We start from the raw sequence: 21,634 nt of genomic DNA on the forward strand, positions 1-21,634 counted from the left end.
TTATATTGTATTATTCAAAAGACTGCTTAGTGGTCTTTTTTTTTATGCGCTTTTAATTTGTTTATTTTCTAGTGCTACTAAATTTCATTATTTTGAAATTTACAAGCTGAAATCAAACCCCATATTTTAACTATAAAAAATATAGTTGACACTTTTAACTGTAAAGAATAAAATTACAGTATACTCATTTTAATTGAGCAGGGAGATCAACTTAATTTGTTTTAACAGATTATAAATCATTTTTATCTTAACTGTAATTTTTTTTATTACATTTTAAAAATAAGGAGCGTGTAAAAGAATGGTGAATCTATATGTAACACCAAGTTGTACATCATGTCGTAAAGCAAAAGCATGGTTAGATGAACATAATATTGAATATAGTGTTAAAAATATTATGAATGAATCAATTACACTTGAGGAGATTAAATCTATTCTTCGCATGACAGAAACTGGAACGGACGAAATCATATCGAATAAATCAAAAACATTCCAGGAATTAAATATAAATATTGAATCGCTTCCACTTAATGAATTATATCAATTAATCATAAACAATCCAAAAATGTTGCGAATGCCAATAATCCAAGACGAAAAAAGATTACAGATTGGTTATAACGAAGAAGAAATTCGTAGTTTTCTTCCTCGTAAGCTACGAACAGTCTCATTCAATAAGTTACAACAAGTAGCTAATTAATAATCGTTATAAAAGGTCAGTTTTCTTGACAAGATAATCTGTAACAAATAAAATTACAGTACTATTTAATATCATCGAAGTTTAAATAATGATTATAGGAGGCAGGCCATGAATAGTGATTTCACTCTTGCCATTCATAGTTTAACGTATCTCGCGCTACAGCAAGATCGGATGTCCACAAGTGATGCAATATCAGAGAGTGCCTGTGTTCATGCTGTACGTATTCGAAAAGTGCTTAGTTTGTTAAAAAAGCATGGATTTATAAAATCGAAAGAAGGAACTGGTGGTGGATTTATATTTGCCACAGATTTAAATGAAGTGAATCTTTGGGATATTTATTTGATCACTTCTGAGGGTGCATTGCAGCCAAAGTGCCCCGAATCAAATGAAAAGTGTGTTGTTGGGGCAAACATGCAAAATGTTCTTTTTAATATTTTCATAGGTGCAGAAGAACATCTTGGAGGATATCTAAAGCAATATACTATTAAAGACATTGTCGATCATATCAAATATGAGAAATGAGCAGTTAAAAAAAAGTGAGGGCTTAGCCTTCTTTTAATCGAAATGTAATAAAAAAAATTACAGTTTGTTCTAAGTGCATTTTTGATCACAAATTTTTTAACTTATAACTCTAAAAAAGAAGGTGCAAAAAATGAATTTAAATAACGATACAATTTTAAAAACAGGAGACTGGGTTAAAGGTATATCAATGGGTGGAGAATTAGTACTAGGTTTTATCGAATCCTTTACGATTCAAGATGAAATAGTAAAGGTAAATGTAATAACTTCAGATAATGAAAAGACTGTTGGGAAAACAATTAACATGCTAAATAAAAACGTAAAGAAATTGCCTGATTCGAAAGTGACAAACAAAGAACAAATTTCCTTTCTAATTGACTTAGCCCTTTCAACTGGGGATGAGGATTGGTTTGAGGAGCTATCATCTCAGTTAAACTCCATGAGACAACTTGTTAGTGGATTAAAATAGCGCTAGCCTATTTTTCTTAGAAATGTAAATCATTTAAACTATATAGGTATGGTTTAAAGTATGATATTTAAAGGCTAGATTTAGTTGAATAAAGGTTACCTAAAAGTTGTCTAATTAGACAACTTTTTTTTATTTCATAATTAAACACTGAATTTTTCTGAGCCATTAAAAAAATTAGTTAATAATTTAAATAATTACTCTATCTATACTTTAAAAAAGGAAATTTAACAATTTTAATATAACTATTTTTGTCATTTCAATGGTTGTAAAAATTAATTGTTCTTGTAAATAATTACATCTCATATGATTTTCAATAATTTTATTAAACTAAAAAGTCAAAATGATAAATATATATGATTAATAGAGCATAAAAAGAGTATAGCGGAGGAGTGAAGAATGACTAAAGGGTTAAAATTAGTGGGGCTAATCGCTTTCATAAGTATTTTGAATGTGATTGTATTTTCTCCTGGATTAATCGGAATCCAATTAACTAAGTCAAGTGCGTTTCAAACTGCTTTTGGTGTTTCGTTCATAATAGCGAATATATTTGTACTAATTTTTAGCATGTTCCATCTATACTTTAAATCTGTAGAAGAAAAACCAATCAGGAAGCTAAAAACGAATGAAGACTATGTGGAGGCTCTTAGTCGCTTTAAAAATAGTAAAGTTTTAAAAGATGATATTATTACCTCAATCGAGCAAATACAGCGAATGAAAAAGAAAAAAGGATTGTTTAATAGTTTACTCTCTAATCGTTTTTCACCAACAGAAATTACATACAGCAAGTTTGCAGCTGTTGTGGACGAGGTTGAAACTTTATTTTATTTAACGATTAGAAACATCTTAAATAAAATCAGTACTTTTGATGAATCTGAGTATAGAAAGATCAAAGGTAAAGATGGCTTTCGATATTCAAAGTCTTTACTGCAAGAAAAGATTAATCTGTATAATGAGTATTTAGAATTTATTCAAAGAGCAGTTGAAATGAACGAGGAGATTCTAGTCAATATTGATAAATTAATTTTAGAAATTTCTAGGCTTGATGAAATCGGAATTGATGAAATTGAAAATATGGAATGTATGAAAGAAATTGATTCTTTAATTCAACAAACAAAACATTATAGACAATGAATGAAAGGATGAAAAAAATGAAAAAAAGTAAATTTTTTTTCGCATCTATTATCGTTATCGTTATTGTTTTTCTTCTTGTCTATATCGGAGTAAATTTAACCTCAGATAAAAAAGTAGTAAAAATTACAGATAAAAATAAAAGTCAGCAATTAGAAAAAATGATATCTAAAATAGATATTTCCAAGGCAAAGCCAATTAAAGGGCAGATTGACTTAAATACAGCAGATGTAGCAAGTGAACTTCCTGATATTTCAAAATTTCCTGTATCAGTTGAAAATACAACTGAAAACTATGTTGAAATATTTTCGTCAACAGAAAAATCAAGTGATGGGAAAAATGGTTGGTTAAATGAAGTTGCAAATGAATTTAATAATGCAAAATTCAATTTAAATGGTCATCAAGTATCTGTAAAAATTCGAAACATAGCATCTGGAACGGCAACGGATTTTATTAAATCAGGTAAATACGTCCCGGATGCATTTACACCTTCAAATGAACTTTGGGGTCAAATGATTACTGCAAGTGGCGTTAAAACAGAAACAATTTCGAGCAGATTAGTCGGCAATGTACCTGGAATTGTCATTTCAAAGACAAAATATGATGAATTGATGAAAAAATACGGTAAAGTCGATACGAAAACTGTTATTGATGCGATGACGAAAAATGAATTATCCATGGGTTATACGGATCCATTTACTAGTTCAACAGGTTTGAATTTTTTAGTTACTGCTTTAAATTCCTTTGATTCAAAAGATGTTTTAAGTGAAACTGCTGTAAAAGGTTTTGAAAGTTTCCAAGCAAATGTACCTTTCATTGCTTCAACAACACTTCAAATGAGTGATGCTGCGGAATCGGGTGTTTTGGATGCATTTGTATTAGAATATCAATCATTTGTTAATTTACCAGATTTAAAAAATAGATACGAGTTTATCCCGTTTGGGGTACGTCATGACAGCCCACTTTATGCATTAGGGGATTTACCGAAAGATAAAATTGATATTTTGAATACATTTGCAGAATTTACAGGTCAAAGTAATCTTCAAGAACTTGCAAAAAAAGATGGGTTTAACGGGTTAAATAACTATACTTCAGAGCTAAAAGCAATCGATGGTAATACATTAACTGCTGCACAGAAACTTTGGAAAGGAAAGAAAAATACTTCAAATCCAATTGCTGCCGTATTTGTAGCAGATATTTCAGGAAGTATGGATGGAAAGCCATTAAATGAGTTGAAAGAATCATTACTAAAAGGTCAAAAGTATTTAGGAAGGGATAATAGTATTGGTTTAATCTCTTATTCTGCCGATGTAACAATCAATTTACCGATTGCAAAATACGATGCGAATCAACAATCAAAATTCGTTGGAGCGGTATCTAGCCTTGATGCCGGCGGAGATACTGCAACAAATGACGCAATACTCGTTGCCATTAATATGCTCAAAGTAGAAATGAAAAAGAATCCAAATGTAAGGCCACTCATATTTGTATTAACAGATGGTGAGACGAATCATGGTCATTCATTGAAAAATGTAAAAGGAATTATTAAAGCATATAAAATTCCAATTTATACAATAGGATATAACGCTAATATTAAAGCTCTTGAAAGTATCTCAAATATTAATGAAGCTGCAAATATTAATGCGGACTCAGATGACGTAATCTATAAAATTCGAAATCTATTTAATGTTCAACTCTAATTGGTAGGAGGACTCTAGATGTCATTTTCGATGCAAGTTGTAAATGAAGAAGAAATCAAGGCAGTAATAGAAGAGCAAGTTAAGCCTGTGCCTGAGGAATTAGTTAAATTAAAAGAAGCAGCAGAAGCAAATGTTGCGATGATTATGGAATTAAATACCGTTTCAAAGGAAACATTTGATCAACGTAAAGAGATCCTACAATCGATAGAAGCATTCGGGCTTCAAACCATGAAATCTTCTGCGAATAAAAATTCGCTACTCAAGGTTTCTCTCGGTCAATTAGCTAAAAGTGGTGATGAAGGTGGGCAAGTTGCAAAAGGATTAGCGGATTTACAGCTTCAATTAAAAGATTTAGACCCAGGAGCAATTGATTTCGCAAAAACTGGTTTTCTAGGAAAGTTATTTAATCCAATCCGTTCATATTTTCAAAGATTTGAAAAAGCAGATATCGCAATTGCTGATATTGTGAAATCACTTGATAAAGGGAAAAAAATACTTGAAAATGACAACACAACATTAGAGCATGAACAACTTTCACTCCGCATGCTGTCTAAAACGTTAGAAAAAGAAATTCAATTAGGAACATTAATGGATGAGTCGATTGAGAATCAAATTGAAAAAGCAAAAGTCGAAGGAGAAGATCAAGAAAAAGTAAAGTTCATTACTGAAGAAGTTCTCTATCCACTACGACAACGAGTAATGGATTTACAGCAAATGTTAGTAGTCAATCATCAAGGAGATATGTCATATGAGGTGGTAATTCGAAACAACAGGGAGCTAATACGTGGTGTTGAACGTGCAAAAACAGTGACCATTTCCGCATTAAACACAGCAGTAACAGTTGCTAGTGCATTATATAATCAAAAAATTGTATTGCAAAAAATAACTGCTTTAAATCGAACTACAAATACAATCATTGAAGGAACATCCAGATTATTAAAAGAACAAGGAGTTGCCATACAAAAACAAGCGATGGAATCGGCGGTTTCTGTTGAGACGCTTAAAACTTCTTTTACAAACGTTATATCTGCGTTTGATTCAATTAGTACATTTAAACAAGAGGCATTGCCAAAAATGCGCCAAACCATCTTGGAATTTCAAGAATTAGCTGAAGTCGGATCTCAACAAATTCAACGGCTTGAAAAAGGGGACCGACTTGGTTTATAAAAATGCTGGAAAAAGACATGTAAAATGAAGCATGTCTCTTTTCTATTTAGGCCTTAGTTCTAAATATGTACAAAGATTAATAGGATACTATAGTGGGGAAAAGGAGGGGGAATTGTGAAGCAGTATAGGGTTATTGGAAAAAGTGTACTTAAAAAAGAAAGCTGGGATAAAGTAACCGGGAGAGTAAAATATATTGATGATGTTCAAGAAGTTGGTACTCTTCATGCCAAACTGTTAACAAGTACTCATGCACATGCAATTATTGGTGAAATAGATACAAAAGAAGCATGGAAAGTTAAAGGTGTACGAATGATCATTACTGGAAAGGACTATCCGCTTTTATTAGGTACAACGATTAAAGATCGGCCATTGCTTGCATTTGATAAAGTACGATATTACGGAGAACCAATCGCTATGGTTATTGCAGATACGGAAGCTATTGCAATAAAAGCATCTACTTTAATCTGTGTTAAATACGAACCCCTACCTGTTGTAAATTCACCCGAAGCGGCATATCAAAAGGACGCTCCCCTCGTACATGAAGATGTCGAACAATATTTAATTGACGAGTCATCTGGATTAACAGGTACGTCTGGTGGGATTCAGCCTATACCTGGTACAAATATAGCAAACATACAAGGAATTCGAAAAGGAAATATCGATCGAGGATTTGCAAAATGTGACATAATTATAGAAGAAGAATTTTCTTTTAACCAAGCTGATCATACAGCAATCGAAACAAGATGTGCGGATGTAGAAATTAAATCGACGGGTGAAGTTATTATTCACTCAGCATCTCAAGAACCATTTGAAATGAAAGAATTAATTAGTGAAACATTTAATATAGAAGAAGGAAAGGTCACTGTTAATATACCGTTAGTAGGTGGATCGTTTGGTGCAAAAACGAGTGTCCAATTAGAACCGTTGGCATATGTAGCTTCTAAGTCTGTTGGTGGTAAAAGAGTTAGGCTTCGTAATAGTCGTGAGGAAGATATCGTTACATCTCCAGTCCATATTGGATTACATGCTACTGTTAAAATGGGGTGTACAAAAGAAGGGAAAATACAAGCTCTAAAACTCTTTTTTTTATTTGACGGTGGCGCTTATGCTGAAAGATCAGTTCCTATTACGAAGGCAGCTGCATTTGACAGTACAGGGCCGTATAAAATCGATAATGTATGGTGTGATTCATTATGTATGTATACAAATCATCCGTTTGTAACCGATTTTCGAGGATTTGGTCGTACTGAAGCAGCATTTGGCGTAGAAAGAACGATGGATATAATGGCTAAAAAACTTGGGATGGATCCTTTAGAATTTCGTCTGAAAAATGCGATCCAACCAGGGGATACTTCTCCTACACAAGTACTTTTGAATAAAAGTAATCTAGGAGATATAAAGGAATGCTTGTTTCAGCTAAAGGAATTGATGGATTGGGATAAAGGACAACGAATAGAAATTTCAGATCGGTTTGTCCGTACAAAAGGGATTAGTTGCGCATGGAAGAACGGGGACCCACCTCCGGGTGTAAGTTCAGGTGCAATCATAACATTTAACAAAAATGGAAGTATTAATGTCATCAGCGCTGCTGTAGAAATTGGGCAAGGAACGAAAACCGTATTAACCCAAATGGTTGCTGAAAAAATGAATATGGACGAAGATGAAGTGTTTATTCAAATGGAAGTAAAAACCCAGGATTCTCCTGATAACTGGGAAACAGCTGCCAGTCGAACAACTTTCATGTCCGGCAACGCTGTACTTAAAGCATGTGATGATGCCATTAGGCAATTAAAAAGAACTGCATCAGTCGTACTGAAAGTTCCAAAAGATGAGCTAGAAGTGGCTAATAAAAAAGTATTTATGAGAACGGACCCTAGTATTTCAATCGATTTTTCTGAGATTGTTTTAGGATATATATACCCTAATGGGAAAGTTGCTGGAAATCAAGTAGTTGGAAGAGGGACATATATGATTCCTGGACTTACGGAAATGAATCCAGTTACCGGAAAAGGTGTTCAAGGACCTGAGTGGGGTGTTGTAGCACAAGGAGTAGAAGTAGAATTTGACAAAAGAGACAACACATTTAAGTTATTAAGAGCTGTAACTGTTGCAGATGCAGGTCAAATTTTGAATTATAAAGGCGCGGAGACACAAATTACTGGTGCAATGAATATGGGACTTAGCTTTGCGACGAGAGAAGGATTTATCTTTGACGACGAAGGAAAAGTTTTAACGACACAATTTCGTTCCTATAAAGTGATGCATTTTGGAGAACAGCCAGAGTATATCGTTCGATTTGTTGAAAACCCGGTTAAGGGAGCCCCATTTGGATCTCGAGGTCTTGGTGAGCACGGTATAATGGGGATGCCATCAGCGGTAGCAAATTGTTTATCTATTGCAGCAAATGTATCACTTAAACGGTTACCTCTTACTCCAGAGTTCATTTGGAAATCAAGGCTAGAAGCTGGGGAGGTGCACTAATGCTCCACTTCAATTTTGACTATTATAGACCTTCTACAATTAAAGAAGCAGTAGATTTATTTGTTAAGCTCGATAAAAGAGGAAAGAAACCAATCTATTTTAGCGGTGGAACGGAGGTTACTACTTTAGGGAGATTAAATTTAATTCATACTAAAGCTGTAATCGATGTAAAAGGAATTCCTGAATGCAATGACTTGGAAATTAGGGAGAATTACGTTGTTGTTGGAGCAGCCCATACTTTAACTAAAGTATTTGAATCAAAAATTTTCCCACTACTCGGCGAAGCGTGTGTACGCATTGCAGATCGCACTTCAAGAAATCAAATTACCTTTGGTGGTAATCTCGCTAGCGATATCATATATCGTGAAGCTATTCTTCCGTTGCTACTTTCAAATAGTACATTAGTAATTGCAGGGATTGATGGTGTAAAAGAGTATCCAGTTGAGGAAATTTTTAATGAAAAACTGCGCTTAAAGCGAGGAGAATTTTTAGTACAAACAAAATCTGATGGAAAGTATAGAAAACAACCTTTTTTCATTGATAAAAAAAGAAAAAGTGAAAAGGTTGATTATCCTCTTATTACTCTTGAATTATTAAAGGTTAATCGCTCTTATCGGTTAGCAATTAGTGGATTATGTGCATACCCATTTCGTTCGTATGAGATGGAGCAAGCATTAAATAACACTAATTTATCAGTTGAGGAGCGGATTAATCAAGCAATTCTTGCAATTCCAGCACCAGTCATCAGTGATATACGTGGCTCGAGGGATTATCGTATTTTTGTCTTAAGAAATCTACTTCTAGATGGATTAGCTTATTTAGGAGGAGTGAGAGCATGATACAAAAATTGAATCTTGATATTAATGGAGAACAGCGAACGGCGACTATCAGAATGGCCGATACACTTTTAGATGTATTAAGGGAAAAACTCGACCTAACAGGAGCAAAACGTGGCTGCGAAAACGGTGATTGCGGATCTTGCACGGTTATAGCGGATGGATTACCAGTAAAGACCTGTATGATGTTAGCAGTTGATGCTGTTGGAAAAAAGCTTACCACAATTGAAGGATTACATGACGATCCAATGCAGCATGCATTTGTGGAGAAATGGGCTTTTCAATGTGGGTATTGTACATCTGGCTTTATTTTAAACGCTCATGCACTAGTGACAGAGCATCCTGACGCAACTGAAGAGGTTATAGAAGAATGGCTTAGCTCAAATATATGTCGATGTACTAGTTACCAGGAAATAAAAGAAGCCGTATTATCGGTTTTAAATGATCAACGAGGTAGACCAAGAAATAGACGTTAGTAATCACTTGATTTATTGCACCAGCGAATTGGACATTATACACAGTTGCACCAATGTTCTTAACTATGTAAAAAAAGCCTACGTTTAGATAAACGCAGGCTTTTATATTTTTTTAGATTTACAGTTTAAAAGAACGAAACTATAAGAGAGTTGCATGAAAGTTGGATTTTTAACACTTTTTAAAATAAATTGGAATCGTTCCAATCGGCGTAATCTGGTATGGAATAGGATTTAATACAACTGGAACTGGTGGAAGACTGGAAATTACATTTTTCCGATTTTTTTGACGTGAACCTCGAACACTAACCTTTGCACGGTCAATTGTGGATTCGTTTTTATAAATGTCTCTATCACTATTTCGACCAAATAAAAAATCATCAAAATTTCTATTTGAAACCATATTAACACTCCTAAATTCAAATTTTCATATGTATAACTAATATATACAAATTTGGGATTATTGAATGGGCATTATAGGAGTTCTTCTTCATGTCATCAATGTATTAATATATTGTAAAATATTAGGTTCTCAGATTCTAATAAACTGTTCTTATCGTTTCAAAAAAAATGTGAATAACGATTTTAACATTGTTATTTTGCTTTCAGTCGTTTAATGTCTTCTTTTGGTGGGAAACCAAATAAACGAGAATATTCTCTACTAAATTGGGATGGACTTTCATAGCCAACTCGGAAAGCAATTTCAGCAGCATCAGAAGATTCAGACATTAATAATAGTCGTGCTTCCTGCAATCTTAAATGTTTCTGAAATTGAAGAGGACTCATCGCAGTTACTTCTTTAAAATGTCTATGAAGTGAAGAAACACTCATATTTGCTATATCAGCAAGCTCTTCAATACGTAAAGAATTGTAAAAATTCATTTTTATTTGATCAATAACTCCACTTATACGATTTGTTGTGCTACCTTCGATTGCAATTTGTTGCAATATTCCCCCGTGTTGCCCTCGTAAAACTCTGTATAGAATTTCTTTTTTAAAGATCGGAGCGAGAATTGGGATATCTTCAGGTGAATCTAATAATCGGACTAGTCTAATCACTCCATCTAAAATCGATTCCTCTAATTGACTTACAAAGATCGCTCTTTTCGCATTTTCCTTTGAATTAGTAGAAATTTTAGTTTCAGTTAAAATTTCTACAATCTGATTTGGACTAAATTCAAGTCTAAAAGCCAGATACGGAGAGTTTGGTGTAGATTCAATAACTTGTCCTGTAACTGGTAAATCAACAGAAGCGACTAAATAATTTCCGGGGCCATATTTATAACTTTCATTTGCTAGTAATAATTCCTTTACACCTGAAACTACAATACAAAGTGAAGGTTTATATACCCTATATTTAGGTTCAGTAATGTTTGATTCTCGGATGAAAAATAATGAGTCAATTACCGTCTCGTTAACCCCTTCATGGCTCGTATAGCGCTCAATTAGTTCGGTTAATTCATTTTGTTTAGAATAATTTATTTCAGACATAAAGCCCTCCTTGTTTTCTTATATTAAAAAGTCACATGAATTTTCTTTGGATATGTAAATGTTAGAGGATTAGGCAATCATTTGAGAGGATTAAGTTAACGGTCAATTGTTATTTTAATGCATAATTAAGTATAACAAACATATCTTCAAATCTATAATATTATCATTTGACAAGATCCTCATCTCTTATGAATCAAATTAAAAACATATTTAGGGAGAGATTCTTATGAAACTTATCGCTTTAGACTTGGACGGAACTACTTTAAGTTCTAATAAAATAATAAGCAAAGAAAATTTAAGTTCAATCAAAAAGGCTCAACAGCAGGGGCATATCGTTATGATTTTATCCGGTCGTTCACCAAGTTCTATTCATGATGAAATGACAAAATACGGATTAAATTGTCCTATTGGAGGTCATAATGGATCCGCATTATATGTAGATGGAAAATTAATTGAACTAAATACTTTAGGAAGAAATCAAATACAAAAGCTAGCGTTAGAAGTTGAAAAAGAAGCCTTACCTTACAATATTTCTACTAATAAGGGTATTTTTGCACCTCGGAATTGGAATGAACGTTTCGAACAAGTTATTTCATCGGGGCGAGTTCCGGAAGAATACTTCGAAAATAAACACTTCAAAATGTTTACTACTTCTCCATATGTATATGGGCATTCGCTTTTTAATAATGTTCAAGAAGTTATTAATAATGATGATTTTAGTATCCTAAAGTTTCTTATTTTAGCACTAGATCCACAACAAAAAGAGAGGATCCAAAAGAATTTAAGACTAATAGATGGGACTTTTGTAACTAGCTCATCACCATTTAATCTAGAGGTCACACATCAAAATGGAAATAAGGGATATGGGTTAAAAGCAATGGCTACATATTTTAATATTCCTTTAGAAAATACAATTGCAATTGGTGATGAGAAAAATGATATACCAATGTTTAATATAGCGGGCTTATCAATAGCTATGGGAAACGCAGAAGAAGAGGTTAAGCTTTCAAGTGATCTTGTTACATTAAGCAATGATGAAAATGGTGTAGCTTATGCAATTGAAAAATATATTTTTAAAGAGTCAAATGTACTATAATAATAAAGGAATCTAAATACAACTAAAGCATTAATATTTTCCTTGGTTAAATTGGTGAGATAATTTAATTTTTCCAGGGATGTTTTTGTGTTCTATTTTAATCAGTCGATTAAAATATTGAAAGGTTAGGGGGCTTTATATTGGTTAGACGGATAAAAGATCTATTTGCAATTAAGGGGTATAGTTTATTTGTCATATGTTTGTTGTTTGTAGGGATCGGGCTTTCTATTACAACTCCTTATTTATCGCTGTATTGTACAAAATACCTTGGCATGAGTACAGGAGCATTTGGAATCTTTATGGCAGTGATTTCATTAAGTGGAGTCTTAGTTAATTCAATTATTGCTGAACGTTCTGATCGAGGTTTAGACAGAAAATGGATTATTTTGTTTGCGATGATTTCATCAGCAATTGGATATGCTTCCTATTTAATATTTCATAACTACTTTATATTATTGGTTTTTGTAGGGGTGTTTAATGGATTAGGTGCAGCGGCCATGCCTCAAATTTTTGCATCTGCACAGGAATCCGCTAACGCAAGCCAATCAAAAGATAAGACATTAGCATTATCAACTTTACGATCACTAGTATCTTTAGGCTTTTTAATTGGACCTTTAATTGGTACTTTAATTTTAAGCGCAAAGGGCTATGACGGACTTTTCCTTGGAACATCTAGCATTTATGTTGTGATTGCATTTCTAGTATTTTTCTTTTTAGAAAAAAGAAAGCAATCCCAAAATAATGTGAAGAAGAAAAATAAGACAGCAGTCTCACAAGCAAAACGAAAACAGTTAAGATTACCATTTATTGCTTTTATCCTATTATTTGCAGTTAGTTCAATTAATTGGATTAACACACCACTTTTTATTGTAAATGAACTACATGGTACCAATAGAGATGTCGGATTTGTCGTTAGTTTATGTGCAGGCTTGGAAATTCCAATCATGCTGATATTGGGGGTTCTTTCAAAAAAAATCTCTAATCATATGTTGATGATCTACGGCTGCTTTATTGGTTTAGCCTATTATTTAATCTTAAGTGTATCAACACACACATGGGAATTAATCGTCGCACAACTATTACAGGCAACATATATCGCAATTGTGATGGGGAATGGTATAAGCTACTTCAACGACCTACTTCCTAATTCACCAGGCTTTTCTGCGTCAATTTATGCAAATTGCTCCACAATCGGAAGCTTAGTTGGTAATTTAGGTGGAGGAATGTTTGCTCAACTTGCAGGTTTTCGAAACGTTTATTTCCTTTGTCTATTTTTTGTAGTTTGCTCACTCTTTATCTTATGGAAATCAAAAAACAATGTGGAAATGGAAATATCGACAAGTCACAGTCAGTCGGTATAGTGAAACGAGCTACTTAGTAGCTCGTTTTTTCATGTTGAAATAAAACCTAGTCAATATTGAAAAATGAATTGAAGATACACATGACCGATACACGCGATCGTAAAATACTGTAGAGTGTTCATGAGTAAGAAGAAAGGCAGAAATCAGAAAAAGTGTTACTCATAGAGTGTTCATAAGTAAGTAAAACAGACGAAATCTGAAAAATAGTTACTCATAGAGTGTTCATGAGTAAGTAAAACAGGCGAAATCTTAAAAAGTGTTACTCATAGAGTGTTCATGAGTAAGTAAAACAGGCAAAATCTGAAAAATTGTTACTCATAGAGTGTTCATGAGTAAGTAAAAAGGCAGAAATGTGAAAGAATGTTACTCATAAAGGAATCATGAGTAAGTAAAACAGGCGAAATCTGAAATAGTGTTACTCATAGAAGGTTCATGAGTAAGTAAAAAGGCAGAAATCAGAAAGAATGTTACTCATAAAGTGTTCATGAGTAAGTAAAACAGACGAAATCAGAAAAAGTGTTACTCATAAAGTGTTCATGAGTAAGAAAAAAGCACAAGTTCAAAAGGATCAACTCATAAATGGCCGTAGAGGAAAACGATTTAAACTACCCTTACTTAACATTGCTAATGTTGGACACTTATTGAGAAACTAAATTTTCAACAGTCTTAAACGAGTTACGAGTTACTTAGTATCTCGTTTTTTTGTTAGTTCGGTTAAGTAGATTGTTGATTGTCATATTGAATTGGGAAGTTTATTGCAAGAGTCTATATAAAATCATAGAAAATAGAGAAATTCCCCCAAGTCAAACATACATACTCTCTTGGTATAATTAAAAGAACTAATAAGCTACTTAAGGGAGAGAGGCTTTTGGCATCAAAAAAAAGATTAGCAGATGCTAATCTATTACTCGCTATGGTCATAATGGTTATGTTTGTAATTAGCTTAACAACAGGTACTAAAAATCCATTGCTTTTTACAATAATATCGCTGTCAATTATCCTTGGAGGAATTAATAATATAAAACTTATAAAACCGGGAATCATCGGTTATTTTACATTATTTATAGGTATTTTCTTATTTATTATGTCATTGAGCTCTCTATTAAAATATTAATTTTTACGTCTCATACATTTATTGGAATACAACCTTAGAAGAAAATCTTATTGAACAGCCGTGTAGGTTAGATAAATATTATTCAATTCCAATATTGTAATTCAAGACTTCTTTTCTTAATTACATTTCGAAAGGTAAAATATTGCAATCCTAATACGAATAAATAAGCAAATAAAAATGTGACTGTAAAAGTAGTGAACACTTTGTTAAAGAAAAAGAAAAAGCTGCTGATTGCAGGTAAGACCCAAATGATTTTGTTAAATTGTTTGAGCCATTTAATCCGTTGAAATGTCCAATCTTTAACTGAAAAGATGTAAGCATTAAACCCAATCGCAAGAAAGATCATACAAGCTAAATAAAGAACATCTGGTTCTTTCTCAAAAAATGCCCAACTACCATCAATGATTGCACCACCGAGGAAAAGGAAAGCTCCTTTAAAAGCAGTATCATATTCCATCGTATTTAAGTTTTTACTTGATGGAATAGATTGTTCTTTCAGTTCAATTCCTAATTTTTTTGCTGACCCGAAAGACTCGATTGCTTCTTGAATAGCTTGGTCACTTGGTTTACCCGAATCGATTTTTTCTTGAATTAATTCATTTAGATGTTCCTGAATTTCACCTACTATCTCTTTTCGCTCCCTGGAAGGGATGTCAATTAATTCTTGATTTAAAGCTCGTAAGAAACCATTTACTTTTAAGTTCATATACTTAGCTTTCGCACTCCTTTTTTAATATTGAAACCGAATGGAACAATAACTGGAACGTTTCCATGCGTTCGTCGATCAAACTTTCTCCAAGTTTAGTAATGCTGTAATACTTCCTAGCGGGTCCTACCTCATTTTCAACCCAGTATGTATTGACATAATCATAAGAAACCAACCGTTTTAAAACAGGATAAATTGCTCCTTCAGATACACCAAAAAGTGGGAGGTCATTCAAGCGTTTGTTGATTTCATAGCCATAAGTGTCCTTCTTTTTTAAAATTAAGAGGATGCAAAGCTCGAACAACCCTTTTTTTAATTGATTAACGAATTTATCGTTTGAATTTTCCATAAATTCACTATATATCATTAACATATAGGTGTCAATGATACATAGTGTGCATTGTTCAATTAACTTGGACAATAAATACAATAGAAAATCGATTATTAACTATAACAAATTTTACAAAATAAAAGGGCCAACATGTTTTCTTAAGTTAGTTAACTACTATAAAAAAATCTAAGTTATACTACTGAAGCATGCATTAGTTTGAATCTAAAATTTAGTGACGGATATTTTTTCGTTTAATAGAGATTTAAACAAACTTAAGGAGATCATTGATGGAATATTACCCTTTTTTATTTATTATTAAGCAAAAAGAATTTTATTGTATTTGGTACAGTGAAGATAAAGATGGTTTTGTTACGGAAAATAATAAAGTAAAATTTTTTGAAACTGAAAAAATGTTATTTGATTATGCTAAATTAAAAAATATTGAATTTATGGAGAATAAAATAACTTCTTTCTCAATAGATCAGGCCATAAACTGGCTTACTCGTAAAAATGCAATAATTAAAAGTGATTATTTTTTGGATTTTTGGAATCTGATAACTGATTTGGCTTATTCGGTGGGAGATAATTTTTATGGAGATGCAAAAGAAGAAGCAATACATAAAGTGTATGACAAATTGTTTTGGGGTAATAACTTGCCTGCAGTAACACCGAAAGGCAAAAAATTTAAACCAGTTTTGGAATACAAACAAAGAAAAATATTAGTAGATATTGTTAAAGACGGTATTAGAATAATAAATTCATTAAATTCATGTATCAGGAATTAATGCTTAGATAAATTGAAAAAGCTTTATAAATTCCATATAGCTATAGTAAGAAACCCTATTTGAAATAAAGCAGATATTTTTATTTTTTTTAGTGGATTTGATTATTGAATCATTTATTGTTAATATAGATATATTAAAATGTGTGTAACTCACACAAGGAGGAAACATTAATGGAACATGGTAAAGTAAAATGGTTTAATGCAGAAAAAGGATTTGGATTCATCGAGCGTGAAAACGGTGATGATGTATTCGTTCACTTTTCAGCAATTCAATCTGAAGGATTTAAATCTTTAGATGAAGGCCAAGCAGTTACTTTTGAAGTAGAACAAGGGCAACGCGGAGCTCAAGCAACTAATGTTAAAAAAGCATAATTAACTAAAAGAAATCGGATTCTATCAAGTAGAATCTGATTTTTTTTATATCTTATAAAATAAAAACCCTTATTCAAAAGTTGAATAAGGGTAAAATTGAACGTGAATCTCGGTAAAGAGAATGGTTTAAAGTATTATAGCCCATATAAAACTAATATACAAATGTCTTCAAATAATAGAAAAATCATTTATACCTATTTATATTTCAGTCTGTTCAACGACGAAAAAGCATCCAAATTAATTGGATGCATATTTTAGAATTCCACTTAAAAAGAGTGAATCTTCTTGCTGTGTGCACTCTTTTAATTTGATTAATCCATCTTGCTCTAATTCCTTAGCGAGTTTTTTAATCAAATCGGTATCATTTTCTAAGGAATTTTTTATATTGATTAAAAAGAAATTTCCTCTTGTAGCAAGTCTCAAGCTCTTTAATAGATTCTCTTTACTCATTTTCCAAACTCCCTTCTAATTTAAGATAATTCGACACAATGGAGGTCTTCTCCTGTATATTCAGATTAAATAGTAATTTTTTGCAAATACTTTTTTCACTTTAGTGCTATACTTTGGCAAATAGCACGAAGATGATATATTACTTTTATATTCCAATTTTAATAAAAAAAAGTTTACATATGTGTGGGGAAGAAAAATGAATGATTCTGTGAATATTTTAGTTGTTGAAGATGATGAGGATATTAATCGATTACTATGTGATATTATCGTTAAAAATGGCTTTATTCCAAAGGCTGCCTATTCAGGCACTGAAGCTCTAATCCATTTAGAGATTCAAAATTGGGATTTGGTTTTACTAGATTTGATGCTACCAGGATTATCTGGTGAAGAATTATTAAAAAAGATTACCGAGGAAACTAACATCCCAGTTATGATCATATCAGCAAAACTTGAAATGAAAACAAAAATAGACATTTTAAGAAGCGGAGCAGATGACTATATTACGAAGCCTTTTGATATTGAAGAGGTTTCTGCTCGTATTGAGTCATGTCTAAGAAGATATCGACGCATAGCAAAAATTACAGTAAATAACCAAATACGGCACAAGGATCTTTTGATCGATTTGGATTTAAAAAAAGTGTCAGTTAACGAAATTGAGTTAAAACTAACAGCAATTGAATACCAGATATTATGTTTACTATTATCATCACCTAATAAAGTCTTCACAAAAGCTAATTTATTTGAAAGTGTTTGGCATGAAGAGTTTTATGGAGACGATAACACGATAAATGTACATATGAGTAATATTAGAAGTAAACTGACGAAAGCAAATCCGACTGAAGAATATATAGAAACAATTTGGGGTATGGGCTACCGACTAAAAACTTAAGGTTTTCTTAAGATTTACCTTAAGACATTCTTATGTTTTCCTTCTTATAGTTAAAAGTGTTCACAATTAAAAATTGGTTCCAAATGTTCATTTAGATAATAAAGCATTTGGACAAGCGATAAAAATTTGTGTTAGGAGGAAAACTTATGAATGAATTTATACTTAAAACTAATCAATTATCTAAGAAGTATCAAAATAAAATGGCCCTTAATAAAGTAAATTTATCGATAAAAAAAGGAGCTATTTACGGTTTTATTGGGCAGAATGGTGCAGGGAAATCAACATTAATACGATTAATTACGGGACTAGGGTATCCGACAACTGGTTCCTTTGAATTGTTTGGAGAAAATAGTGAACGAGGGTTGATTGAAGCAAGAAAAAGAGTTGGGACAATCATTGAAGGTCCTGCTTTATACCCTCATTTGACGGCAGCTGAGAACTTAGAAGCACATAGGCTTTTAAAAGGAATTCCTGGGAAAGAATGTATCAAAAAAACACTTAAGCTAGTTGGGTTAGAAGATACAGGTAAAAAGAAGGCCAAAAATTTCTCTTTAGGGATGAAGCAGCGACTTGGGCTTGCAATCGCATTATTGGGAGATCCCGAATTTTTAATATTAGATGAACCAATTAACGGGCTTGATCCGATGGGTGTTGTAGAAATACGAGAATTACTAAAGAAACTAAATAAAGAGTTTGGTATAACTATTTTAATTTCGAGTCATATTTTAAGTGAACTTCATTTATTAGCAACGCATTACGGAATTATCCATGAAGGTGTGTTACTAGAAGAATTATCACTTAAGGAATTAGATGAAAAATGTAAACACTTTTTGCATATTAAAGTTGATAATCCAAACAAAGCTGCTACTGTAATTGAAAGATTTTTTAATACGCAGAATTTTGAAGTATTGCCTGACGGTTCGATTAAATTATTTGAATATGTTGATAGAGCAAGAGAAGTTTCAAAATCTCTAACAAGTGAAGGCTTAATTATTGATGAATTTATGCCTATGGGTGAAGATTTGGAAGCCTATTTTACATCTCGAATCGGAGGTGTAAATCGTGGGTAATTTATTGAAAACAGAACTATATAAATTAAAAAAAGATCGTTCATTTCGAACTTTAGTTTTAATATTAATTCTTTTTTCTGTTTTATATCCTTTTACGACTAAAGCAAGTTCAGCGGCTAAACTTACTTTAGATGAATATTATATCTATAACATTTTAAGCATTAACAATGATATTATTAAGCTTTTACCATGTATATTTGCAGGCTTCTTTATAACAAGTGAATATTCGACCGGAACAATGAAAAGTATTGCTTCCTCAGGAAATAGTAGATTACGAATTTACTTTTCAAAGTTAACGATGTTTTCGATTGGTTCAATCATCATCTTATTAATCCTTCCAGTCTTTATGACGACAACTGCAGGAATTTATTTTGATTTTAATGGTACAACTGATTGGATGTATATCCTTAAGACATTTGGTCTAATAGCAATCTATGGAGCTGCGTTTGCTTCAGTTATGACGATTGTTGCCACTGTTTTTACTGACAACGGAAAAACAATAGGATTTCTACTAATGTTTTTTGCTTTAATTAATTCCCTTTTAGATTTTATAGCTTCAAAATTAACTTTTCTTAAAACAATTATTCACAATTCAGTATTTATGCTATATCCAGGTATATATAAATTCAATCAACTCGATGATCGCGAATTGTTTACACTTATAATTGTTCCAATTTTGACATTTATTGTACTTGGCGTTCTAGGAAGTTTTATATTTAGAAAAAAAGAAATTAAGTAAGATAGAAGGTGGGTGAGTTTGATAAACTATGTAACTATAATCGTTAGTATACTTTTATTGTTTTTTCTCACCCGGTATTTTTTATTAAAAAAAGAAATTAAAAGAACTCACCGACAGTTGCATGAGCTAAACAAACATGCAATGGATAAGAAAATAGATTTGAAGTATTTTGATAAGGATATTGAAAATCTTGCCGTGGAAATAAATAATCAAGTTGATTTAACAAGGAAGTCAAAAGCAGAAAAGCGCTTAAGTGAAAATGAATTAAAACAGGCGATCTCATATATTTCGCATGATATCCGAACACCTATGACCTCAATTTTAGGATATATTCAATTTTTAGAGTCCGAAGAAATAACGACAGAAATGAGAAAAGAATATACGAATATCATAAAAAATAGTGCCCAAAGATTGAAGGTACTGCTTGAAGACTTTTTTGAACTCTCAATTATAGATCAAATTGATTATCCAATGAAGCTTGAAAAAATAAAATTGAATCAATTGATACTAGAAGTTCTTTTAGGATTTTATGAGGAATTCAATAAACGGAACCTAGAACCTACGATTGAGATTCCTAATACAGAAATCATGATAATGGCTGATTCATCTGCAGTAAAACGAGTAATTGAAAATTTAATCATAAATGCGATTAAACATTCATACGGAAATATAAATATTTGTCTTGAAAAAACAAAGGCTTCAACTCAATTGACGATTAGTAATTCTGTTAATGAATTAGGTGAATCAGATTTACAACGAATGTTTGATCGTTTTTATAAAGCGGATCAGACGAGGACTCGGAAAGGTACAGGTCTTGGTTTACCAATTGCTAAAAGTTTAATGGAAAAGATGAATGGTAATATTAGTGCTGAATATAAAGAGAATAAATTATTTATGAAATGTGAATGGTTTAAAGTGTAGTCATTAAAGGTAAGTTTATTAAAGGTTAAGTTCCTTAGTGAGTGGGACTTAATCTATTTTTATTATTAAATTGTGAACTTATTATTTAATACTTTAATATGTCCTTCTATTTATCCTACGCTAAAATATTATTGCTGTCTTTAATAAAATTACAGACCGTTAAAGATATCCTTTTTTGGTAAAATGATCAAAAAAGGATATCTTTAGTAAAGAATCGAATACTTTAAACGGGACTTTAAGCTTATGAAAAAACAATTAATTTGTAAAGGATGGTCTAATTTGACTCTTAATTTAACACAAATGAATAAACAAGATTTTCAAAGATTTCTAGATTTAGCAACTGTTAATTTTGCGAAGGATAAAGTGAAAAATGGGAGCTGGAGGGAGGAGACAGCTTTAGATCAATCTAAGGTGGCTTTTCAATCATTATTGCCTGAAGGAGAAAAAACTGAAAATAATCATTTGAAAAATATAGTTTTGAATGAGCAAGTCATTGGCTATATTTGGTACTCAATTAATCTAAAAGAAGAGCCAAACTCTGCGTATTTATTTGAGATTCTCATTTATCCGGAATATAGAGGGCAAGGGTACGGCAAAGAAGCGATGAGTGCGTGTATTAAAGAAATTAATGAAATAGGAATAGATGACGTATTGCTACACGTTTTTGGTCATAATCAAGGCGCATTAAAACTTTACCAACAACTCGGTTTTGAAATTACAGACTATAACTTAAAGGTTAGTTCAGCACGATTTAAATAAAATACGAGAAAAAATAGGCTAATTTCTATTTTCAACTATTAATACAAAAAAGGAGCTGTTATTCATACAGCTCCTTTCTTCATG

Annotated in this window: 24 protein-coding genes; 19 read left to right on the forward strand and 5 right to left on the reverse strand. The window is 32.1% G+C overall.

Features of this window, described 5'->3' with window-relative positions; genetic code table 11:
- Positions 1–298: 298 nt before the first annotated feature.
- The 9 genes from spxA to CN692_RS06170 all read left to right on the forward strand — a co-directional run bounded on the left by spxA (position 299) and on the right by CN692_RS06170 (position 9,470).
- Positions 299–694 (forward strand): transcriptional regulator SpxA, encoded by a 396-nt coding sequence (spxA, locus tag CN692_RS06130; protein WP_098118271.1) that lies wholly within the window; start codon positions 299–301, stop codon positions 692–694.
- 108 nt (positions 695–802) lie between these two features.
- A complete protein-coding gene (locus tag CN692_RS06135) occupies positions 803–1,216 on the forward strand; it encodes an RrF2 family transcriptional regulator (RefSeq protein ID WP_098118272.1) in 414 nt (137 codons plus the stop codon).
- A gap of 130 nt (positions 1,217–1,346) precedes the next feature.
- Positions 1,347–1,682 (forward strand): IDEAL domain-containing protein, encoded by a 336-nt coding sequence (locus CN692_RS06140; RefSeq protein WP_098118273.1) that lies wholly within the window; start codon positions 1,347–1,349, stop codon positions 1,680–1,682.
- A gap of 396 nt (positions 1,683–2,078) precedes the next feature.
- On the forward strand, positions 2,079–2,813 hold the full coding sequence (locus CN692_RS06145; protein WP_098118274.1) for a hypothetical protein: 735 nt from the start codon (positions 2,079–2,081) through the stop codon (positions 2,811–2,813).
- A 17-nt stretch (positions 2,814–2,830) separates the two neighbouring features.
- Positions 2,831–4,510 carry a vWA domain-containing protein gene (locus CN692_RS06150; RefSeq protein WP_218923540.1) on the forward strand — a complete coding sequence of 560 codons (1,680 nt, stop codon included), beginning with the start codon at positions 2,831–2,833 and terminating at the stop codon, positions 4,508–4,510.
- 18 nt (positions 4,511–4,528) lie between these two features.
- On the forward strand, positions 4,529–5,677 hold the full coding sequence (locus tag CN692_RS06155; RefSeq protein ID WP_098118276.1) for a toxic anion resistance protein: 1,149 nt from the start codon (positions 4,529–4,531) through the stop codon (positions 5,675–5,677).
- A gap of 114 nt (positions 5,678–5,791) precedes the next feature.
- Positions 5,792–8,158 carry a xanthine dehydrogenase family protein molybdopterin-binding subunit gene (locus tag CN692_RS06160; RefSeq protein WP_098118277.1) on the forward strand — a complete coding sequence of 789 codons (2,367 nt, stop codon included), beginning with the start codon at positions 5,792–5,794 and terminating at the stop codon, positions 8,156–8,158.
- Entirely contained in the window at positions 8,158–8,997 is an 840-nt protein-coding gene (locus CN692_RS06165; RefSeq protein WP_098118278.1) for an FAD binding domain-containing protein, read from the forward strand. The genes CN692_RS06160 and CN692_RS06165 overlap by 1 nt, the downstream gene beginning before the upstream one ends.
- Positions 8,994–9,470, forward strand: a complete 477-nt coding sequence (locus CN692_RS06170) for a (2Fe-2S)-binding protein (protein WP_098118279.1) — start codon at positions 8,994–8,996, stop codon at positions 9,468–9,470. The genes CN692_RS06165 and CN692_RS06170 overlap by 4 nt, the downstream gene beginning before the upstream one ends.
- A gap of 169 nt (positions 9,471–9,639) precedes the next feature.
- Here CN692_RS06170 and CN692_RS06175 read toward each other — a convergent pair whose 3' ends face one another.
- Positions 9,640–9,870, reverse strand: a complete 231-nt coding sequence (locus tag CN692_RS06175) for a hypothetical protein (protein ID WP_098118280.1) — start codon at positions 9,868–9,870, stop codon at positions 9,640–9,642.
- Between the two features lie 191 nt (positions 9,871–10,061).
- Positions 10,062–10,958, reverse strand: a complete 897-nt coding sequence (locus CN692_RS06180; RefSeq protein ID WP_098118281.1) for an AraC family transcriptional regulator — start codon at positions 10,956–10,958, stop codon at positions 10,062–10,064.
- 226 nt (positions 10,959–11,184) lie between these two features.
- Here CN692_RS06180 and CN692_RS06185 point away from each other — a divergent pair, with 226 nt between their 5' ends.
- The 3 genes from CN692_RS06185 (at position 11,185) to CN692_RS06195 (ending at position 14,529) form a co-directional block, all read left to right on the forward strand.
- Entirely contained in the window at positions 11,185–12,054 is an 870-nt protein-coding gene (locus CN692_RS06185) for a Cof-type HAD-IIB family hydrolase (RefSeq protein WP_098118282.1), read from the forward strand.
- 140 nt (positions 12,055–12,194) lie between these two features.
- Entirely contained in the window at positions 12,195–13,415 is a 1,221-nt protein-coding gene (locus CN692_RS06190; protein ID WP_098118283.1) for a sugar efflux transporter, read from the forward strand.
- A gap of 868 nt (positions 13,416–14,283) precedes the next feature.
- Entirely contained in the window at positions 14,284–14,529 is a 246-nt protein-coding gene (locus tag CN692_RS06195) for a hypothetical protein (RefSeq protein ID WP_098118284.1), read from the forward strand.
- Between the two features lie 82 nt (positions 14,530–14,611).
- Here CN692_RS06195 and CN692_RS06200 read toward each other — a convergent pair whose 3' ends face one another.
- Both CN692_RS06200 and CN692_RS06205 read right to left on the reverse strand, forming a co-directional pair.
- On the reverse strand, positions 14,612–15,235 hold the full coding sequence (locus CN692_RS06200; protein ID WP_098118285.1) for a permease prefix domain 1-containing protein: 624 nt from the start codon (positions 15,233–15,235) through the stop codon (positions 14,612–14,614).
- 4 nt (positions 15,236–15,239) lie between these two features.
- A complete protein-coding gene (locus CN692_RS06205; protein ID WP_098118286.1) occupies positions 15,240–15,584 on the reverse strand; it encodes a PadR family transcriptional regulator in 345 nt (114 codons plus the stop codon).
- 269 nt (positions 15,585–15,853) lie between these two features.
- Between CN692_RS06205 and CN692_RS06210 the strand changes: the two genes are divergently transcribed.
- Complete coding sequence (locus CN692_RS06210) at positions 15,854–16,351, forward strand: hypothetical protein (RefSeq protein ID WP_098118287.1); 498 nt, start codon at positions 15,854–15,856, stop codon at positions 16,349–16,351.
- A gap of 170 nt (positions 16,352–16,521) precedes the next feature.
- Complete coding sequence (locus CN692_RS06215) at positions 16,522–16,722, forward strand: cold-shock protein (RefSeq protein WP_088044491.1); 201 nt, start codon at positions 16,522–16,524, stop codon at positions 16,720–16,722.
- A 237-nt stretch (positions 16,723–16,959) separates the two neighbouring features.
- Here the strand turns inward: CN692_RS06215 and CN692_RS06220 are convergent, their stop codons facing one another.
- The gene (locus tag CN692_RS06220) at positions 16,960–17,172 is read right to left on the reverse strand and encodes a hypothetical protein (RefSeq protein ID WP_098118288.1); all 213 of its coding nucleotides are present in this window, start codon (positions 17,170–17,172) and stop codon (positions 16,960–16,962) included.
- Between the two features lie 196 nt (positions 17,173–17,368).
- Between CN692_RS06220 and CN692_RS06225 the strand changes: the two genes are divergently transcribed.
- The 5 genes from CN692_RS06225 to CN692_RS06245 all read left to right on the forward strand — a co-directional run bounded on the left by CN692_RS06225 (position 17,369) and on the right by CN692_RS06245 (position 21,550).
- Positions 17,369–18,061, forward strand: coding sequence for a response regulator transcription factor (locus tag CN692_RS06225; protein WP_098118289.1), 693 nt, complete (start codon positions 17,369–17,371; stop codon positions 18,059–18,061).
- Positions 18,062–18,207: 146 nt separating this feature from the next.
- Positions 18,208–19,131: an ATP-binding cassette domain-containing protein gene (locus tag CN692_RS06230; RefSeq protein ID WP_098118290.1), complete on the forward strand. Its 924-nt coding sequence runs from the start codon at positions 18,208–18,210 to the stop codon at positions 19,129–19,131.
- Positions 19,124–19,870 (forward strand): ABC transporter permease, encoded by a 747-nt coding sequence (locus CN692_RS06235; RefSeq protein ID WP_098118291.1) that lies wholly within the window; start codon positions 19,124–19,126, stop codon positions 19,868–19,870. Before CN692_RS06230 ends, CN692_RS06235 begins: the two co-directional genes overlap by 8 nt.
- A 141-nt stretch (positions 19,871–20,011) precedes the next feature.
- Complete coding sequence (locus CN692_RS06240; protein WP_306659892.1) at positions 20,012–20,791, forward strand: sensor histidine kinase; 780 nt, start codon at positions 20,012–20,014, stop codon at positions 20,789–20,791.
- 243 nt (positions 20,792–21,034) lie between these two features.
- Positions 21,035–21,550 carry a GNAT family N-acetyltransferase gene (locus CN692_RS06245; protein WP_098118292.1) on the forward strand — a complete coding sequence of 172 codons (516 nt, stop codon included), beginning with the start codon at positions 21,035–21,037 and terminating at the stop codon, positions 21,548–21,550.
- Positions 21,551–21,634 lie beyond the last annotated feature (84 nt).

It is taken from the genome of Bacillus sp. AFS002410 (assembly GCF_002556365.1).
Classification (GTDB): Bacteria; Bacillota; Bacilli; order Bacillales; family Bacillaceae_G; genus Gottfriedia.

Bases quoted from the DNA above. Each gene is read 5' to 3' on its own strand.
- CN692_RS06210 (WP_098118287.1), top strand. From the start codon at position 15,854: ATGGAATATTACCCTTTTTTATTTATTATTAAGCAAAAAGAATTTTAT.
- CN692_RS06225 (WP_098118289.1), top strand. From the start codon at position 17,369: ATGAATGATTCTGTGAATATTTTAGTTGTTGAAGATGATGAGGATATT.
- CN692_RS06245 (WP_098118292.1), top strand. From the start codon at position 21,035: ATGAAAAAACAATTAATTTGTAAAGGATGGTCTAATTTGACTCTTAAT.
- CN692_RS06140 (WP_098118273.1), top strand. From the start codon at position 1,347: ATGAATTTAAATAACGATACAATTTTAAAAACAGGAGACTGGGTTAAA.
- CN692_RS06155 (WP_098118276.1), top strand. From the start codon at position 4,529: ATGTCATTTTCGATGCAAGTTGTAAATGAAGAAGAAATCAAGGCAGTA.
- CN692_RS06135 (WP_098118272.1), top strand. From the start codon at position 803: ATGAATAGTGATTTCACTCTTGCCATTCATAGTTTAACGTATCTCGCG.
- CN692_RS06220 (WP_098118288.1), bottom strand. From the start codon at position 17,172: ATGAGTAAAGAGAATCTATTAAAGAGCTTGAGACTTGCTACAAGAGGA.
- CN692_RS06180 (WP_098118281.1), bottom strand. From the start codon at position 10,958: ATGTCTGAAATAAATTATTCTAAACAAAATGAATTAACCGAACTAATT.
- CN692_RS06165 (WP_098118278.1), top strand. From the start codon at position 8,158: ATGCTCCACTTCAATTTTGACTATTATAGACCTTCTACAATTAAAGAA.
- CN692_RS06215 (WP_088044491.1), top strand. From the start codon at position 16,522: ATGGAACATGGTAAAGTAAAATGGTTTAATGCAGAAAAAGGATTTGGA.
- CN692_RS06145 (WP_098118274.1), top strand. From the start codon at position 2,079: ATGACTAAAGGGTTAAAATTAGTGGGGCTAATCGCTTTCATAAGTATT.
- CN692_RS06170 (WP_098118279.1), top strand. From the start codon at position 8,994: ATGATACAAAAATTGAATCTTGATATTAATGGAGAACAGCGAACGGCG.
- CN692_RS06205 (WP_098118286.1), bottom strand. From the start codon at position 15,584: ATGGAAAATTCAAACGATAAATTCGTTAATCAATTAAAAAAAGGGTTG.
- CN692_RS06175 (WP_098118280.1), bottom strand. From the start codon at position 9,870: ATGGTTTCAAATAGAAATTTTGATGATTTTTTATTTGGTCGAAATAGT.
- CN692_RS06230 (WP_098118290.1), top strand. From the start codon at position 18,208: ATGAATGAATTTATACTTAAAACTAATCAATTATCTAAGAAGTATCAA.
- CN692_RS06200 (WP_098118285.1), bottom strand. From the start codon at position 15,235: ATGAACTTAAAAGTAAATGGTTTCTTACGAGCTTTAAATCAAGAATTA.
- CN692_RS06240 (WP_306659892.1), top strand. From the start codon at position 20,012: ATGGATAAGAAAATAGATTTGAAGTATTTTGATAAGGATATTGAAAAT.
- spxA (WP_098118271.1), top strand. From the start codon at position 299: ATGGTGAATCTATATGTAACACCAAGTTGTACATCATGTCGTAAAGCA.
- CN692_RS06150 (WP_218923540.1), top strand. From the start codon at position 2,831: ATGAAAAAAAGTAAATTTTTTTTCGCATCTATTATCGTTATCGTTATT.
- CN692_RS06185 (WP_098118282.1), top strand. From the start codon at position 11,185: ATGAAACTTATCGCTTTAGACTTGGACGGAACTACTTTAAGTTCTAAT.